The organism is Bradyrhizobium sp. ISRA442, from assembly GCF_038085055.1.
Lineage (GTDB): Bacteria > Pseudomonadota > Alphaproteobacteria > Rhizobiales > Xanthobacteraceae > Bradyrhizobium.
Window position 1 is genome coordinate 93,301 of sequence record NZ_JALGCN010000006.1, and the last position, 16,627, is coordinate 109,927.

Annotated in this window: 15 protein-coding genes; 7 read left to right on the plus strand and 8 right to left on the minus strand. The window is 58.0% G+C overall.

Annotated features, from left to right (window positions below; all coding sequences use genetic code 11):
- Positions 1-2 precede the first annotated feature (2 nt).
- The 7 genes from nodI to MTR72_RS15095 are packed head-to-tail and all read right to left on the minus strand — an operon-like array spanning position 3 to position 6,351.
- Entirely contained in the window at positions 3-923 is a 921-nt protein-coding gene (gene nodI / locus MTR72_RS15065; protein ID WP_280969007.1) for a nodulation factor ABC transporter ATP-binding protein NodI, read from the minus strand.
- Between the two features lies 1 nt (position 924).
- Positions 925-2,634, minus strand: coding sequence for a nodulation protein NodU (gene nodU / locus MTR72_RS15070; RefSeq protein ID WP_341510456.1), 1,710 nt, complete (start codon positions 2,632-2,634; stop codon positions 925-927).
- Positions 2,635-2,647: 13 nt separating this feature from the next.
- The gene (gene nodS / locus MTR72_RS15075) at positions 2,648-3,277 is read right to left on the minus strand and encodes a nodulation methyltransferase NodS (RefSeq protein ID WP_280969005.1); all 630 of its coding nucleotides are present in this window, start codon (positions 3,275-3,277) and stop codon (positions 2,648-2,650) included.
- An 11-nt stretch (positions 3,278-3,288) separates the two neighbouring features.
- Positions 3,289-4,665, minus strand: coding sequence for a chitooligosaccharide synthase NodC (gene nodC, locus MTR72_RS15080; protein WP_280969004.1), 1,377 nt, complete (start codon positions 4,663-4,665; stop codon positions 3,289-3,291).
- Positions 4,666-4,681: 16 nt separating this feature from the next.
- Complete coding sequence (gene nodB / locus MTR72_RS15085) at positions 4,682-5,341, minus strand: chitooligosaccharide deacetylase NodB (RefSeq protein WP_445819583.1); 660 nt, start codon at positions 5,339-5,341, stop codon at positions 4,682-4,684.
- Complete coding sequence (locus MTR72_RS15090; RefSeq protein WP_280969003.1) at positions 5,338-5,970, minus strand: NodA family N-acyltransferase; 633 nt, start codon at positions 5,968-5,970, stop codon at positions 5,338-5,340. Before MTR72_RS15090 ends, nodB begins: the two co-directional genes overlap by 4 nt.
- Positions 5,971-6,024: 54 nt before the next feature.
- On the minus strand, positions 6,025-6,351 hold the full coding sequence (locus tag MTR72_RS15095; protein ID WP_280969002.1) for a hypothetical protein: 327 nt from the start codon (positions 6,349-6,351) through the stop codon (positions 6,025-6,027).
- Positions 6,352-6,805: 454 nt separating this feature from the next.
- Between MTR72_RS15095 and nodD1 the strand changes: the two genes are divergently transcribed.
- The 5 genes from nodD1 (at position 6,806) to MTR72_RS15120 (ending at position 12,511) form a co-directional block, all read left to right on the plus strand.
- The gene (gene nodD1, locus MTR72_RS15100) at positions 6,806-7,750 is read left to right on the plus strand and encodes a transcriptional regulator NodD1 (RefSeq protein ID WP_280969001.1); all 945 of its coding nucleotides are present in this window, start codon (positions 6,806-6,808) and stop codon (positions 7,748-7,750) included.
- A gap of 641 nt (positions 7,751-8,391) precedes the next feature.
- Positions 8,392-9,372 carry a transcriptional regulator NodD2 gene (gene nodD2 / locus MTR72_RS15105; protein WP_280969000.1) on the plus strand — a complete coding sequence of 327 codons (981 nt, stop codon included), beginning with the start codon at positions 8,392-8,394 and terminating at the stop codon, positions 9,370-9,372.
- Between the two features lie 644 nt (positions 9,373-10,016).
- Positions 10,017-10,226 (plus strand): hypothetical protein, encoded by a 210-nt coding sequence (locus MTR72_RS15110; RefSeq protein ID WP_280968999.1) that lies wholly within the window; start codon positions 10,017-10,019, stop codon positions 10,224-10,226.
- 121 nt (positions 10,227-10,347) lie between these two features.
- Positions 10,348-11,061 (plus strand): MerR family transcriptional regulator, encoded by a 714-nt coding sequence (locus MTR72_RS15115; protein WP_280968998.1) that lies wholly within the window; start codon positions 10,348-10,350, stop codon positions 11,059-11,061.
- Positions 11,062-11,398: 337 nt separating this feature from the next.
- A complete protein-coding gene (locus MTR72_RS15120) occupies positions 11,399-12,511 on the plus strand; it encodes a branched-chain amino acid ABC transporter substrate-binding protein (RefSeq protein WP_280968997.1) in 1,113 nt (370 codons plus the stop codon).
- Positions 12,512-13,012: 501 nt separating this feature from the next.
- Here MTR72_RS15120 and MTR72_RS15125 read toward each other — a convergent pair.
- Positions 13,013-13,234: a hypothetical protein gene (locus tag MTR72_RS15125; RefSeq protein ID WP_280968996.1), complete on the minus strand. Its 222-nt coding sequence runs from the start codon at positions 13,232-13,234 to the stop codon at positions 13,013-13,015.
- 1,580 nt (positions 13,235-14,814) lie between these two features.
- On the opposite strand from MTR72_RS15125, the gene MTR72_RS15130 reads away from it, so the two are divergent.
- On the plus strand, positions 14,815-15,195 hold the full coding sequence (locus MTR72_RS15130; RefSeq protein ID WP_280968995.1) for a NolY: 381 nt from the start codon (positions 14,815-14,817) through the stop codon (positions 15,193-15,195).
- Positions 15,196-15,850: 655 nt separating this feature from the next.
- Complete coding sequence (locus MTR72_RS15135) at positions 15,851-16,096, plus strand: hypothetical protein (protein WP_280968994.1); 246 nt, start codon at positions 15,851-15,853, stop codon at positions 16,094-16,096.
- Positions 16,097-16,627: the final 531 nt, after the last annotated feature.

The following is a 16,627-nucleotide window of genomic DNA, read 5'->3' on the forward strand; positions in this document are numbered from 1 at the left end:
GCTCATTTCTCCATCTCGCGCCCGGTCAACCGCAAAAACACGTCCTCGAGATTGGGCGGGCGCTGCAGGACGCGAAGGTCCGCTCGCCCCCGCAGGTGCACGCGGACCTGCTCCGGGTATGGCGCATAGCAAAAAAGCGTTTCTCCACTCACTTCGATGTGCCCCGCATAAGGCCTGATCAGCTCACGGAGCTGAAGTGGATCACCGCCATAGATTTCGATCACGTTGCAGCCGATATGCTCGTCGATCAAGGCGTCGGGCTTGCCTTCGGCGATCTTGCATCCACTCTCAAGCACGCACAGCCGGTCGCATAGGCGTTCGGCCTCTTCCATGAAGTGAGTGGTCAAGAGGATCGTCTTGCCACGCGCAAGCAGAACTCGCAGGCGTTCCCAAATCAGGTGGCGTGCATGCGGATCCAGACCAGTTGTAGGCTCGTCCATCACGAGTAGATGTGGATCATTAATCAGGGCACGCGCGAGTGTCAGCCGCCTCTTCATGCCACCGGACAACTCGGAGACGCGCACGTCCGCCTTGCTTTCGAGGCGCGCAAACTCGAGCAGCGATGGCGCGACCGCCTCGATCTTGCGAGCGCTCATGCCGAAATAGCGGCCAAACACAAGCAGATTCTCTCGCACGGTGAACTCGAGTTCAAGGTTATCGAACTGCGGCACCACGCCGATGCGCACACGCGCCACACGAGAGCGGGCAGGCACAGGCTCATTGAGGACCGTAATCTTGCCTGCGTCCGGCGAAATCATGCCGAGGAGCATACGCACAATCGTGCTCTTGCCAGCTCCATTTGGCCCAAGCAGGCCGAAGCATTCTCCGCGCGCAACCGAGAACGACAGTTCATTGACGATGACCTTGTCGCCAAATGACTTTTTCACGCCGGCAAGGTCGATCGCTACCGTGGACATGTTCATCTTAGGCTGACAGAAGTCGTTCCGCAGACGATGGCTTCTTGACGACCGTTTTGGTCCAGAGCAGGCCGTCGCACCACACATGCTCGACACGCCCCCATTGGCAGGCCGCGGCAGCATCCGGGAAGAATCCCCGTCCGTGCAGGTTGGCGCTCGTGTTGCAGAGCAGCGGAATCCCCGTGAGTTGCTCAAATTCGACGAGAAGCGCGGCGACTTTGTGCGGAGAGTTGCGGGAGATTGTCTGCAGCCGCGCCGAGCCGTCAAGATGGACGACAGCGGGGACCTTGTCGCGCCATTCCGCCCGGGTCTGGTGATCGAACAGCATGTAAGGATCTGGCGTACCTGGGCTAAAGATCTCTGGCGCCCTATCCTCCAGACAGATCGGCGCCACCGGCCGGAAGTGCTCGCGACGCTTGATGTCGTTGAGATGATCCTTCATTGCCGGGGAGGTCGGCGCTGCAAGAATGCTTCTGCCGCCCAAAGCCCGCGGCCCAAGCTCGGCGCGCCCGGAAAGGAAGATGACCGGCTTGTCCTCGGCGAGAATCGCCGCAAGTTCACGCAGACTGCACGGCGCCGCCTCCCAATCCGGCGGAAGCTCGCTGTCCTGCAGGGCCGGACCACTGTAGACTGACCATTCCAATGGCCCGAAGCCATTTTGCGCCGCCATCGCGCCGCAAGCAGCGCCGATTGCCGAGCCACTGTCATTCGGAAACGGCGGCACCCAAACATCGTCGAACAATCCCGTCGCACGAAGCGCGCTGTTCCACTTGATATTGAGACCGCAACCTCCGGCGATACATAGATTTCGCGCTCCCGGAAGCGACGAGTGTCGCAGCAGAACCATCGCCATTTCCTTGACAAGAAGACCTTCCACGAACACATGAAACGACGCAAGGACGTCCTCCGCTCGCTTGCCCGTCAGGCGCAATGCGCTTGCCTCGAAGAAGTCGTGCATAGCTGCAAGAGACGATTCCGCATTGTTGATGTCCGCGCGGTAGCGACGAGCCTGCTCCGTGTCAGCGGCGAAGCGCTTTTCATAGAGCTCCTGAAACACTGCCACGATGCTTTCGTCGACAGAGCCAAGCGCGATGTAAGCCATCAGCTTGCCGGCGATGCCCAAATCCCAACTGGAGCGGTTCGGCTGCCTGTAAGGGCCGAAGTGAAGGCCCGCGGCAGCATAGGCATGGCCGATCATCGGAAACAGCGATGCAATGAGCCGTGCCCCCCGAGGTTCGACATAGTAAAGACGTGGAAAGATGCAGCCGTCCCATACCAGACAGAACGCGGGTTTTCCCGCGCTGGCAAATGGACTGGTGCTATATGCTGACGCGACGTGGCCCGTGACGTGCGGGTAGCTCTTATATGGAAACACCTTGCCTCCGAGGATCAGGCCAAAGCCGTCGACGGAATCAAGAAGGCCCTCAGCATGGCGCTCGACATATGGCGCCCCTTTCAGCGCGATCGGCACAGCTCCACTTAGGACCTGGAACTGCGACTCAATCTCCCCATCCCAGCCGTCGATGACGAACTGATCGATATCCCGCGGATCCAGGCCATGCTCCGCCAAGGCGAGCACGACTGCATCGAGATTCTCGACGGCTTGATAGCGTGGACCGTTGCCGCACTTCTCTTGCTCGGTGCAAAAGACAAGCCGCCCGTCCTCCACGACAGCGATTGCCCCGTCATGTGTTAACTTGATGCCGCAGATGCGCATACGACCCCCTGGTCTAGTGACCGACGTTTGATTGTTCTGACGAGTGACCCGGCTTCCGGAACCGGACGATCAAGCAGTCTTCGTTGACCGACTCGGTGTGGCAGTGCAGACGCTCGACCTCCGATAGGCTCTCGTTGAAGAGAGCGATCACCGTTTCGGCACCCGCAGCATGACCCCATCGTTGACATGTGGCATCACGTGCGGACCCGAAAATCAGAGCTCCATTTGGCGCAAGCATACTCACCAGGTTGCGGATAGCCGCATGCATCTCGACAATGTCGTTGAGGTAGTAGAGAACCTCGGCCACGACGATCAAATCGAACTGCTCAGTGGTCGAGAACCGCTGAATGTCGCAGTTTACCCACGTGATATGTGACCACTTCCGGGTCCGTAGTCGCGCTCGCTCGATCGCCTGCGGCATGACATCGACCACGGTGAGTCGTTCGCATAGCGGCGCCAGCATGTCCGTGAACGCACCGGCTGCACATCCCACTTCGAGGGCATACGCGACATCTCCATTGCAACGCGACATCCGGAGCATTTGCGCGTATCGCTCCTGCTCGAAAGAACTACTGTCGAGGCGCCATGGATCGTCGACAGCCAACTCTCGCTCTAATAGCTGATGGTTTGCGTCCAGGATCATGAGCCAATCACCTACTTGCAGGCAGTCGAACGATCGCGACCGCAAACACTCTTCGTTGCCGTCAGGCTCGATGGACGGTGCGAAAACCCCGCCTTACGAATTGTTCCAGACATTCCCCATTTACTTGCAGCACTTCGTCCAGTGTTCGGATGCAGGATGACAGACTGTTTTTCCCCTTCGGCCGGCACATTGGCGACCTTGCGCGATAGCCAATCGCTGTTGCTCAATGTACAAAGCGCATAGGCCTTCAAAGGAAGTAAGAGAAAGATATTGATCGGTGTGTGGAGCGAGAAGCCGAGAAACCGCAGTTCGCGAGCACGAAGGGCTGCCACACTGCACCGGACCATTGTCATTGCTGCAATCGTCAATCCCGTCCACCAGGGCACAGAGCCGACGATTAGGAGCTGTGCGAGCGCAGCCAGTGATGAAAGGGCGAGAAGCAACGGGCCGAGATTTTGCCCGATAACGTCTAGCGTCAGATAGCCATCGAGCTCTGGCAGCAGGCGTAATGCAAGGAACGTGTCCCGGAAGGTACTGCGGGCCCAGCGGAGTTGCTGACGTAGATATGGCCCGAGGCTGTCCGGGACGACCGTTGCTGCGATCGCGTCCGAGACGTATTCGGTGCGAAATCCCGCCTTGAGCATGAGGATCGTTAGATGGCGATCCTCGCCGAAATCGCTCGGCTTCCCACGAAAGAATTGCGCTTCGTATTGATCAAGAAGCAAGGCGAGCGCGGAGCGACGATACATGGCACATGGGCCGCAGCAGCACATGACGGCACCGAAACGCGCCTGCGCCGCGCGCTCTTCGTTGCACGCCAACCAGTATTCCATATCGATCAGCCTGGTCAGCCAGGTTTGGCTGCGATTGCTCGCTATCAACTGACCCATGGCCGCACCGATTTGCGGGTCATGCATCTTCGATACCAGCTTCGTGACAACGTCAGCGGCAAGTATCGTATCCGAGTCGACGTTGAGCACCAGGTCCCCGGATGAGCTGCGTATTGCAGCGATCTGCGCCTTGCGTTTTCCAACGTTGTTTGCCAGCAAGATGATGCTGAACCTCGGATCGTTCGCATAGATTTTGTGTACAGGCGCGACAAGGTCGCGATTTGCAGATCCGTCGTCGACCACATAGACCTGTAGCTTTCCGGTGTAGTCTTGACTCGCAAGCGACTCCAGACATTCGGCGAGCGTGATTGGATCCTCGTTGAAGCATGGCACGATGACGTCTACACTGGGAAGGACCGCCTCCGATCGTCCCAGGTTGTCCTGCAGCGACGAGTTAATCGCCGGCTGGGCATAAAGCGCTTGCGCGCTCTTGTAGATCGTCGAGAGCAGCGCATAAGACGAAACAGCGACAGCACTGGTTGTAGCGAGCAGGTCCATAGGGTGTCAGTTTTTTTCAGTGAAGTTGAGGGAGTGGACGGATTACAAACCCGCGCCGTTGTAGTGCCGGGATCAGATGTGACAGCGCCTTCGTGGTCTGATCACGCAGCGTGGCATCAGTGCACGGTCGCTCCTCATCAGGAGGATATCCGTCGTGCAGGAGCACAATTGCACCCGGGCGAACGCTCGCCAGTACTGAATTCACAATTCTATCAACCCCGGGGCGGGACCAATCTCTCGGATCGACCGACCAGTGCACAGCTGTGAGACCAGAGCTCGCTGACACAGCGAGCACCTCTTGTGTCCACTTGCCGTAAGGTGCTCGCATGTGCCTGGGTGAGGCCTGCGGGCACGCCGAACGGATCGCCTCGCTCGCCATCAGCACTTCATCGCGTACCTCCGCTGGTCCGCATCTGGATAGATCCGGATGCGTCATCGTGTGGTTCGCAACCTCGTGCCCTTCCGCGACCATTCGTCGAATGAGTTCAGGTTGTTCGGTCGCGTACGTGCCGATCACGAAGAACGTCGCCGGAATCCGATGTTGCGCCAGCACATCGAGCACCTCTGGCGTGCAAAATGGATTTGGCCCATCATCAAAGGTCAAATAGACGGGGCGACTTCCGCTCACGTCAGCGTAGTCGCAACGGACAGCAGATAAGGTGAAAGGCTCTTTCACAACTCAGGCCCGTTCCGATCGATGATCGTCCCGGCCGGCCACTCGCTTATCGCGCGTCCAACCGGGAAAACCACCACGATCACGTCTTCGATGCGGATCGGCGACAAATTGGGATAGACATCCGGATGCGTGGAGCGGACGCGAATGCCAGACATAAGGGTGGCGAGCCCCCGCCTTTCGACCAGTCGGGTCATATGCTTCTCAAGCGCAGGCCGAACCGTACCAAAGCCGAATGGCACCCCAAGCTCATGCAGTATCGGATACGTCACGCGCATTGCGTGGCTGATTCCCAGCCCTTCGAGATCCGGGCGCACCGCATACAAGCCCAGTTCGGCAACGAGTAGATCGACCCCACCAATCTTGATGAAGCGGCGTAGTAGCCCGACATGAGCAGCTACCCCGCGCGCGTCGTAGCCGATAATGCGGACCTCAGGCCTCGCCCCGGCCCAACTTCGGTTGCGCTCAAATGGCTGCGCATTGAACGCACCGGTCGGCCCGTAACTCTTGCGGAAGAAATCGGCGAGTTCGGCATGATCGGTGAGCTGCAATTCGCTTTCCCAGCGACGTCTCCACTGCACTTGAGCGCGTGCAGAAGGAGCTTCCGCGGCCCCGGATACGGCAATGTTCATGGCGGGTTTCCTTGCGCCGGTGGAATCAAGAGCGGAGATGGTCACGTGAACTCGCTAGTCACCGAAGCGCTGATCATCACTGAAATGCGCTGCCATGCCTTGGAGTTCGGCACCCCGCGCCCACAGCGCCCCGTTCGCCTTCGCTTGCGACGAAGCGATCGCATGGTTCGCGCTCGTCATCCGGCCAATGCCCTGCGCGAGATATCCTGGAAGAAGCCGACGAGGTGATCGGACCAGCCAGAACCTGTCTGCACCACGGAGCTTTTCCGCCTCGTCTAGCATCGCTGTCGACGTTTTGAGGTCTGAGGGCTGGCCTTCGATGCGCGGGGCCTCATCGATGGCGCACCGGAGTGGCATCAGATCAAACTGGTTTTTATGCATCTTCGACGCGCCCTGAATGCGGTGGACAGGCGAGCCATTTGGGAGAGAGCCGCCTGAATTACTTGGCATCCGCAATCTGCGCCTGCCGCTATTTCGGAACACTAGAATGCAGCTGAACGCGCTCTCAAGTGTACGCGGGTAAACCTCCAATATGGAAACGGATGGAGCACGCATACCAAGGTTTATGGAGATCTGCCTGGCATCTCGATCGAGCGAGCTTCGCACCGAGAAGAAGCGACGCGGCTCACACGGCGCGCCCATGGCCGGCCTCGAAACGCATGCGGCGACTGCTCGCACGTCCAGGCGTTTTTCTCTGAGCCCGCGTGAACGAGCGGCAGCCATCGTGGTATGCCTGATTAGTTTTCCAAACTGATGTTTGCTATCCAACATCCCGCAATTTGGTAAAATCGATTGTTCAGATGGAACACATCCACAGGATGGATAGACTCACAACATGCGGTTCAAGGGACTTGATCTAAACCTTCTCGTTGCGCTCGATGCTCTGATGACGGAGCGCAACCTCACAGCGGCGGCGCGCAAAATTCACCTGAGCCAGCCCGCTATGAGCGCTGCGATCGCGCGGCTGCGCACCTATTTCCGCGATGAACTATTTACCATGAGGGGTCGCGAGCTCGTCCCGACACCTGGCGCGGAGACGCTTGCAGGTCCGGTTCGCGAGGCCCTGCTGCACATCCAACTCTCGATCATATCGCGGGACGCGTTCGACCCGACTCAGTCGAGCCGACGCTTCAGGTTCATTCTCTCCGATTTCATGACGATCGTCTTTTTTCGCAAAATTGTGGACCGTATTGCACAGGAAGCTCCCGCGGTGCGCTTCGAATTGCTGCCATTTTCCGATGAGCCCGATGAGCTGCTCCGCCGGGGCGAGGTCGACTTTCTCATTCTGCCGGAACTGTTCATGTCGAGCGCGCACCCTAAGGCGACGCTGTTCGACGAGACCCTCGTATGCGTGGGATGCCGCGCGAACAAGCAGCTATCGCGGCAGCTTACGTTCGAGAAATACATTTCGATGGGGCACGTTACGGCCAAGTTCGGACGGGCGCTCAGACCAAACCTCGAAGAATGGTATCTGCTTGAGCACGGCGTCAAGAGACGCATTGAGATCGTTGTGCAGGGCTTTAGCCTGATTCCGCCCATATTGTTAGACACAGGCCGCATTGGCACAATGCCCTTACGACTCGCCAGACACTTCGAAAAGCGGATGCCACTGCGGATCGTCGAACCACCGCTCCCCCTGCCCACATTCACCGAGGCTGTGCAGTGGCCTGCGTTCCACAATACCGACCCGGCGAGTATTTGGATGCGGCGGATATTGCTGGAGGAAGCATCCAACATGGCATCTGGGCATCAGGAGCCTCCAACTCGCAGGCGCTGCTAGTCTCACCATAAGCCGCTCTCGGCACGTTCCAAAAACGCTAACAATCCTTCGACGTGCTCGGCCGCTTTCGTCACTTCAACGTCTCTGGGGCGAAGCTGCCAGAGACGGCGATCGGTTGCGAAGACTTGCCGAGTGGTGAGCGTGGTGACCTCGCAGGTGAGGTTTGATGCGCTTGAACTGCAAACAGGCGACGCCCGGCACTATCGCGGCAGAACACGCCTCCTCCAGTACGATAATGTTTGGCTTGCCCGATAAAATCGCTTGAACCACACACTGCGTCAGGTTGTAGGTTGGCCGCCGTGACTAACGCTGCGCTACGCCGCCGTCGCCTGGGCGCTTTGGCGAACTCACGGCGCTGGCCGAACACTGGGTTGATCTGCCATTAACCAACTGACCGGGTCCTGTTGCGTGGCTCGCCGGAAGCGGCGAGACCGATCAGCTTCGGGACTCCTGACGGTTTCCGGCCGCTGCTGGTCGGCCTACCGCCTTGCTCTCCATTGTTGCGGTCATTGCACGAGCGTCTTTTCGCGATCGCACGATGGAAACGATGTCCATTCGGGCGAGCCAATAGGACCTCTCCAGACGCAGCCGTCACTGCTCGTTATATGCGTCGCAATTGCGTTCGTGCCGGATAAGAAGACATGCGTTTCAAAGGCCTGGATCTAAATCTTCTCGTCGCTCTGGATGCTCTGATGACTGAGCGCAACCTCAGCGCAGCGGCACGCAAGATTAACCTCAGTCAGCCGGCCATGAGCGCAGCCGTTGCCCGGCTGCGCTCCTATTTCCGTGATGAGCTGTTTGGGATGAGGGGCCGGGAACTTGTCCCGACCTCACGCGCGGAAGGACTCGCAGCTCCAGTGCGCGAGGCTCTAACGCAGATTGAGCTCTCAATTATTGCGCGGGACGTGTTCGACCCAGCTCGATCGAACCGGCGATTCAGGATCGGCCTTTCTGATTTTATAACCGTCGTATTCTTTCGAAATGTCGTGGAGCGCGTCGCGCGAGAAGCGCCCTCCGTTAGCTTCGAACTGGTGGCGCTCACCGATGAGCACGATGAGCTTCTCCGCCGCGGCGAACTCGATTTTGTTATCTTGCCGGAATTATTCATGTCCAGCGCGCACCCCAGGGCGGCCCTATTCGAGGAGAGACTCGTCTGCGTAGGTTGCTGCACGAACAGCCAACTACTACGGCGGCTTACATTTGATCGGTATATGTCGATGGGCCACGTGGCGGTTAAGCTCGGAGGTTCGCGCAAGACGCCGGTCGAGGAATCCTTTCTACTCGATCTCGGTCTCAATCGGCGCATCGACATTCTCGTGCAGAGCTTCAGCATGATCCCGCCACTGCTGGTAGGCACGAACCGCATAGGGACGATGCCATTAGGGCTCGTAAAGCATTTCCAAGGAACGATGCCTCTTCGGATTGCCGAGCTTCCGCAGCCATTCCCCGCCTTCACTGAGGCGGTCCAATGGCCTGTGCTTCACAATAGCGACCCGGAAAGCCTGTGGATGCGAGAGATATTGTTGCAGGAGGCTACCCGCATGGCAGCTGGACAAGAGCCCTCCATCATCTGCACTTCGGAACGAGCGGATGCTGCCGGAGATTTCGCACGATCCGTCTAACAGATAGAATGTGCGCTCCCCTCCTCGACATCACTCGGATCGATCAACGCCTTGCCAGGCCAGCCGTTGTCGTAAGGACGTTCGCAAGATCTGCGAACCTCATATCCCAACGAATGTCTCAACGCACAAAATTTAGGCTCGCCTCACTGGAATTCATGGTCGCTCTATAAAGATCGCCGCAGCGGACGGCTATCACGACGACGTTGTGTAGGTCTTCCGCACGTTGGCATGAGGCTCCACGTGCGAGCGGCGGCTCGGACTGTTGGCCTGGTTTTAGAGACAGGGACGTACGTTGCACCAGGCCGCCGGGCGCACCTGCCTCGATACAGCAGGATCGGCGCTGGGATGTCGTCGTCAACTCTCCGAATCAGTAGTGGCTCCCGATGAGCGGAGATGCTTCGGCTTCTTAGGAGTCGTACCACCACGCACAGTGAGCGTGGTGGTCATCGATCATGCACATGACCACGATCTCTTGCGCTGTCGAAGCAAGCATCGCGCACGCGTGTTGCCCTGTCGCATCACCCGGGAGTACATCGCATCTTCGTCGCTCCGCGCCGCGGGTCTGACTTCTTTTGGCCTTATCGCAGCCAAACGTCTTGACGACGTGCGCTGCCATGACGCAATGACAAACAAGGAGCTGAACGTTGGAGCAATGCAGCGGCGTGTTCGATCCGGAAGAGCTTTCCGTCCTGGGAAGCCTTTATGATAGTGCGGTCACCGCGCTACCCCCATCGATGCAAAATCCGGAAAATCGCACAGCAATCGCCAAACTCATCCTGGAGCGTACAGCGGCTGGCGAGGCTCAACTGGCATGCCTGACGAACTTGTTGATCACCATTTCTCCTCAGGGTTGATCCCCCGCCATTCTGAGGATAGTCACCACTCTCGCGCTGGAATGGAAGACGATCCGGCTAGAGCTTTGAAATAGCTTGAATCACACGTGACGTCAGGTTGTAGGCTTTGAAATTGAACAACATGAGCAAAGCTACACCACGAAGGCGTCGATGGCGCATTGGCGAACTTGCAGAGGCGACCGGAGTAACGGTACGCACGCTGCACCATTATGAACACACCGGGCTCCTAGCAGCTTCAGAGCGTACTGACGGCGGCCACCGGATGTACGACCGCGAAAGCGTGCAACGGGTTCACCAGATTCGGGCGCTACGTGAGCTTGGCTTTTCCCTTGTCGAGATCCGTAAAGCTATGGAGGGCACGACCTCACTCACCGACCTTCTGCGCAAACATCTAGAGCGGATAGAACTTCAAGTCGCTCGAGCGACTCTGTTGCGAGATCGTTTGCGCAACATGACCATCGACAGTGAGATCCAGGTAAGTGTGGATGAGCTGCCTGCCACCCTAAATGCCATGTCGCGGGTCGAGACGCGTAGTCAGACGTCCCGATGCACCTGCAAGTTAGCTGCAGATCGCGAGGAGCGGTGGCGGCGGATCCGCGACGACCTGCGTGATTGTATGGATCGGGGCGAGCATCCTTGCGGCGAGCGGGCGAAGGCTGTCGCAGTTGCAGCACGCTTGCTGATCAGCGAAATCGCCGGCGCCGATTCACGCGTTTCGATGATCCTGAAGGTACTTGCCCGATTAAGCGCCCCCCGTAGTCTGGCTGGTTGGGATCCCTGCCTCATGCAATATCTCGATCTCGCCCTTGGCGGGTTGGAGGATCAGCCGTACTGACGTCCTCATGACCGGCTCCGCACGGCATTGCCGATCGGCCCTGGCAATCTGAAAACACAATGACGCTTGGTTGATCGGCGACTCTGATGCGGGCCGACAGTTTTATGGACTCAAACGGACAGTCGTCATGACCTCGCCGATCGGCGCTGCCTGACGCATTGATCGAGGCTCCCTTCAAAAGGGGCTTGAACCGCACGTAACGTCAAATTGTAGGTTCTACCGTGGTCGCAATCTGGCCGACATAACGCAAGCTTCGCTTGGCAGGCAGCCTCGACGTGCAGGCACCTCTGATCACAGCTGCTGTCGGTTCACTTCAGGCGAGCATTGGGGCTCTACAATGTTAAATGGACGTTGCGCTTCTGCTGCGAGTGTAGCGCTTCTCTTCTGCGCCCTCGCCTCGGTTGCGCGCGGCTCCGACGTCAATATTGCCGTGGCTGGCCCAATGAGTGGAAGCAGCGCTGCGTTCGGTGCGCAAATGCGCGATGGTGCGGCTGCTGCGATCGAGGCGTTGAACGCTTCTGGCCTACTTCTCGATACCAAGGTGATATTGAGTGTCGCCGACGACGCTTGCGACCCGAAGCAAGCTGTCGCAGTCGCGAATAAGCTCACAACAGAGCGGGTCCGGCTAGTCGTTGGCCATTTTTGTTCTTCTTCGTCGATCCCGGCCTCCGAGATCTACGCCGAAGCAGGGATCATTCAGGTGTCACCAGGCTCGTCAAATCCTCAGCTAACAGAACGCGGCCTTGAGACTGTCTTTCGGATCTGCGGCCGCGACGATCAACAGGGCACCGTTGCCGCTGAGTACATTCACCGGAACTACCCTAACGACAAGATCGCAGTGCTCGACGACAAGAGCACCGCAGGCAAGGGTATCGCCGACGTGGTAGAAGCACAGCTTCAGAGATTCGGTGAACAAGTCATTCGGCGAAGCTATGTAGCCGGTGAAAAGGATTACAGGGCGCTGGTCTCAAGAATGAAGAAGGATCGGGTGCGCGTCGCCTATATTGGCGGCTATCATACCGAAATCGGATTATTTGTACGCCAGGCGTCAGAAGCAAGAGCGGGACTCATCGTCATGGCGAGCGATCCGTTGATGACCTCTGAATTCTGGGCCATTACAGGCAGCGCTGGAAATGGCACGTTGTTTACCTTCATGCCGGACCCCGCCAGGAATGCCAATGCGGCCGGCGTGGTGGCCGCACTCAAAGCTTCCAACCTGTCCGCTGAAGGCTACACGCTTTACGCCTATGCAGCCGTGCAAGCATGGGCAGAGGCGGTGAACCGGACCGGCTCTTTCAATGCTGCGCGCGTCGCCAACGCACTTCGTTCACGGCCGATCGATACCGTGATTGGCCCAGTCCGGTTCGATACAAAGGGAGACAATGCGGCTCCTGGTTTTCTGGTTTACCGCTGGCAAGACGGCCGTGTTGAAACTGTCGAGCAGAACTGATTGGCATCAACGCCGTCTCTCCAAATCCAAAGTGACACGGATGATGAGACGCACTCAGCTCGTTGGAGCAGCGATACTCGCAAGCTCTCTTATACTTGCATCTTTCGGAGCGTTTTTCGCATTCGTTGCAGCGGTCGCAGAGTTACCCGATGTCGACCTGAGCGAGACGCTACGTCCGATGATAGACAAATAGCAGCCGTGCCGAGCTGATCTGGCTCGCAGGCACAGGACCTCTGAAGCGGCTAACGATGCTTCTGGTCGAGCACATGCTTGGTGTGGAGGCGCTTCGCCAACGTCCATCAAAGTAACGGCCGGACCCCCATTTGCGCATTCTCGTGACCCACTCACATGGTGCAAGCTCAGATCCACGCACCAGATGGAGCCTGACGCTCGATTGGCCTGCCAACTTCTCAGACGGGAAGCCACAGGCGCTCATGGTTGAGGGTCGTCCGGTACACACCATTATGGAGAAACTCGGCGATATCTGACCGCCAGGTGCTCCTATTTGGGGGCGAGCTTTGGATTAGGAGTGTTTGCGAACCGCTTTATCAACTCATCCGCAGCCGAACGCTCTTCGTCCGCTTCGATCTCGCGGGCCTTTTCAATGAAGGCCCGCGATTGCTCAGGGTCATCCTGCATCTGCGGGAGGCCGGAGCTGGTGGATAGTCGCCGACGAGACTCCATGGCCTTCGGCTTATGGGGATCGAGGATTTTTTCTGGCACCTTCGTGACATCTGGAGTCCAATTTACAGGTATTTGCCAGCGGTCACTGCTGCGACCTTTCTGTCTTCTCAATCATGGCCGGTCATCGCTGCACCAAGAGGGCAGGAAAAAAACTAACTGACCCGCGTTCGATGTAAGAGATGAGATTCGTGCGCGATCCACGAACTGGATGCATCCCATCAACACTTTCGATTTTACCAATTTCGGCCAAATACCCATAAGTCGATCGCCGGTTTCCGGAAAGCACATCTCACGAATGTCGTGTGAGCAATGGACCCTTTTTGCTTTCAGCATAGTCACAGGCCAATTGAAGGTTCTCGTGGCTGCATCGCCAACGACACCCATCAATCTTTGGAATCGACGCACGTGCGGCGCAAATGCGGTTGGATGGCTAATCGCAACGTCTGGCGCGCAATCTATCGCGCTGGCGCCTCCCCCTTTGCAATCATACTAAGGCCCTGCAAGAAGATCGACTCTCACGCACACTGCTTGGCCAAGGTAAATGCGTGCGCTGCATAGAATTCGGGCAGGCGAACTGCCCTCCACGCCGGTGCGGGCTGGACTTTTTGCCATGACCAGGCGGGCAGCATCGACGATGCGTCGCTGTCGCGGCCTTCAAACAAGGCAGTGCAGTCAGCTATCCGACCACGCTAAGCGCAAGCCACATATCCTCCGGCCAGGACGAGGCACTGATGTCGATCGGTGTGACGAGACCAGCCTCGCGATCTTACTGCCCACCCCTGCACGTCGTGTGATCGTGGAGTCTCACTCTGCTCGCGTCCCCAGTCTTCGTCGGCGGGCGGCCCCCACACCGACTTCCTACAGACTGACGCCACCCCATCTCATTCTATGCGCCGGCGCTCTTCGACCATATCCCGGCGCGGTTATCCCTTATCAGAACTCCTTACATCACCATCGGAACGAGGCGTGGACGTGCGCGATCTGCCGGTCTTGTCTCTCAGCGCGCCCACCTTCCAGGAGCCCATCCGCGCCCTCACCGTGCCAGGCAGCGCCTGGCAACCGATGCAGAGAGAAACCGCAGACGTATGTGGCGGAAGTTATTTCTGGGTTGCCTGGTATGGGCTGGGGCATTTTTTTCTGGCATGATGAGGAGGCCGGTCTGGACCGGCTAACGGCGCACCTCAGCAACAGCTTCGTCCAGCGCCAAGCGCTCTGTATGGGGCTCTGCCTGTCGAGGCCTCCGGTTACGTCTGGATCGCTATGTCAGGCGGCAAGCAATCCCGCAGCAGTTCGGGCCGCACTTCTCGACTTGCCGTCATCAGCGGTGTCCCCGCTGGCTGGAGTCACTGCCACTGCCCGACGCACTGGACCGGCTCGACGGTCCAACCAAATGACGGGGCATCTTCAACGCGTTCGCAGCGTTCTATACCTTCCATTCCACCTTTGCGGTCCTTTCGCGGCACATGCCTGCCACCCTCTCCGTTCGGCGACCGTGCGTGCGCACTTTGCCTTGCGCAGCAGCCATTCGTTCTATCGCCAGCCTGCCGTCTCGCGAACGGGAAAGCACGACAAACCGTTACTCAGCCGCTGCCTGCATTTAACTACTTTGGAGCAACACCGTGGAACTTGACCCGCGATCAGAGGACCTCGAGGATCGCATCGACCTGCAACTCGACATCGTGGCCGCCCTCATACGCGAAGAAGGCAACGAGCTCGAAGCGATCCGACTGCTAAACGCACTCACAAACCAAATGATTACGGCGGAACTGGAGCTCGGCCAGCTCGGCGATACGAGAACCGGGGGCAGCACCGGCGACCAGCAAACGAGGCAACTGTCGCGAGACCGTGGCGTTTACTACCCAGAAGACCTTCAGGTTTTGGGACGCCTTCTCGATCAGGCCGTGGCGGCATTGCCGGCAGAGCTGCGAACTCCCGCCAACCAAATGAAGATTGCGAAACTAATTCTGTCACGTGCAGCAGCCGACCGAGATTTCATTTAGCTTTTTCTGCAGTTGATGGCGCGGTTATCGAACGTCTATCGCTGGGCTGACTGCTACGGCCGTACGCACCAGGGATCGGCGACTTGACGTCTATGGGCTCACCGGCCAATAAGCGCGCCGGTACCGCTGGCTTTTCCATATCACAACTGTTCGCCACCATGCTCGAAACGGAGCCCGCCGAGAGCAGGAGGCCGCGCAGGATCGAGCAAAGGACGACGGCCCGCGGACACATGTCAGAAAGCAAACAAGCAGTGTCCGGAAAACGCCTCGCGCTTCCAGAAATGCTTCCTTGCTTGAGACTGCGAAACGAGCGGAACGATCCATTTTCATCATGTTCGGATTTAGTCGTGATTGGCATGGTGCCGATCGTCGATTATTGACCGATACCGAGCAACAAGAGGACTGCGGCAACAATCCGCGCGAACAACGCAAGCTCGTTTCAACCGTTTCAGAATTATTCGAATGCGCCTGGCAATACGACATTCGGGGTCATCGGAACTACAACAAACATCTATAAATTCATTGAAGCATCGAGAGCAGCTCGATGTCCGAGCGTACTGCGGCTCTGATGTCTTACTTGCTGGGACAAACCACAGACTCTCGGTTGGCTTTTGCGAAGGTACTTCCTTGTATCAGGACGTCGTGGAGTGTTGAGATGGATCAGTTGTTATCCGAGCAAGTGCAGATGCAAGATGCTATCGTGAGCGTCGCATTTGATAAGGCATGGCGCTTTGTTGAGAAGGATCCGTTGCTGGCGCATAATCGCAAGACGATCCTCCATAGCCGGTTGTGCACTTTCCTAGAGTCTTCGATAAGGAAGGGCGAACGGAATACTTTGAATCTGGCAAACGAGGCGATACGCAGCTTGCGGGCTGAACTGGCGCCGTCGACCGAGCAATAAGGCGCTTGGGGACCTTACGCGGCGGGAAAACAACCGGGGCAGAGCGTGGTGGAGCTGACCTTCCTCCACTCATGTTCAGCCCCGCTGAAGACGAGCACGTTCGCGACGACTGTGGCCTATGCAGCTCTTCTGGTGACCCCAGACCAGTAACCTGGAACCCAGAGCAAGTCGGCGACGAGACGGGACAGCCGCGCTAATATTCGCTGGCGCCAGAAAAAGGCCATACCTGTTTATCGCCTGACCTTTGGCTTGGCACGAGCTTGCGCAACTTCAAGCAAGAGCCTCATCAAGCGCAGCCGCAGCGGCTTCTTGACATCCGTCGATCGAGGTCGAGGTTGAGGAACATCGTGCTAAGCTTGTGATTAGTCTGAGCCAAAGCGATCCAGGCCTGTGATCGATCATCGCCGCATCGCTCACGATTGCAAGCGGCAGCACGACCGTCCTGCCGGAAGAATGAGCTTGAGCGCACGAGAGGCGTCCTCGATCAGCGGTTTTCATTTGCCGAACTCTCTGAATAACGAGCATGCACGG

Excerpts from the sequence above, each read along its gene's own strand:
- nodI (WP_280969007.1), bottom strand. The coding sequence starts at position 923 with ATGAACATGTCCACGGTAGCGATCGACCTTGCCGGCGTGAAAAAGTCA.
- nodU (WP_341510456.1), bottom strand. The coding sequence starts at position 2,634 with ATGCGCATCTGCGGCATCAAGTTAACACATGACGGGGCAATCGCTGTC.
- nodC (WP_280969004.1), bottom strand. The coding sequence starts at position 4,665 with ATGGACCTGCTCGCTACAACCAGTGCTGTCGCTGTTTCGTCTTATGCG.
- nodD2 (WP_280969000.1), top strand. The coding sequence starts at position 8,392 with ATGCGTTTCAAAGGCCTGGATCTAAATCTTCTCGTCGCTCTGGATGCT.
- nodS (WP_280969005.1), bottom strand. The coding sequence starts at position 3,277 with ATGATCCTGGACGCAAACCATCAGCTATTAGAGCGAGAGTTGGCTGTC.
- MTR72_RS15120 (WP_280968997.1), top strand. The coding sequence starts at position 11,399 with ATGTTAAATGGACGTTGCGCTTCTGCTGCGAGTGTAGCGCTTCTCTTC.
- MTR72_RS15115 (WP_280968998.1), top strand. The coding sequence starts at position 10,348 with ATGAGCAAAGCTACACCACGAAGGCGTCGATGGCGCATTGGCGAACTT.
- MTR72_RS15095 (WP_280969002.1), bottom strand. The coding sequence starts at position 6,351 with ATGCATAAAAACCAGTTTGATCTGATGCCACTCCGGTGCGCCATCGAT.
- nodD1 (WP_280969001.1), top strand. The coding sequence starts at position 6,806 with ATGCGGTTCAAGGGACTTGATCTAAACCTTCTCGTTGCGCTCGATGCT.
- MTR72_RS15090 (WP_280969003.1), bottom strand. The coding sequence starts at position 5,970 with ATGAACATTGCCGTATCCGGGGCCGCGGAAGCTCCTTCTGCACGCGCT.
- MTR72_RS15135 (WP_280968994.1), top strand. The coding sequence starts at position 15,851 with ATGGATCAGTTGTTATCCGAGCAAGTGCAGATGCAAGATGCTATCGTG.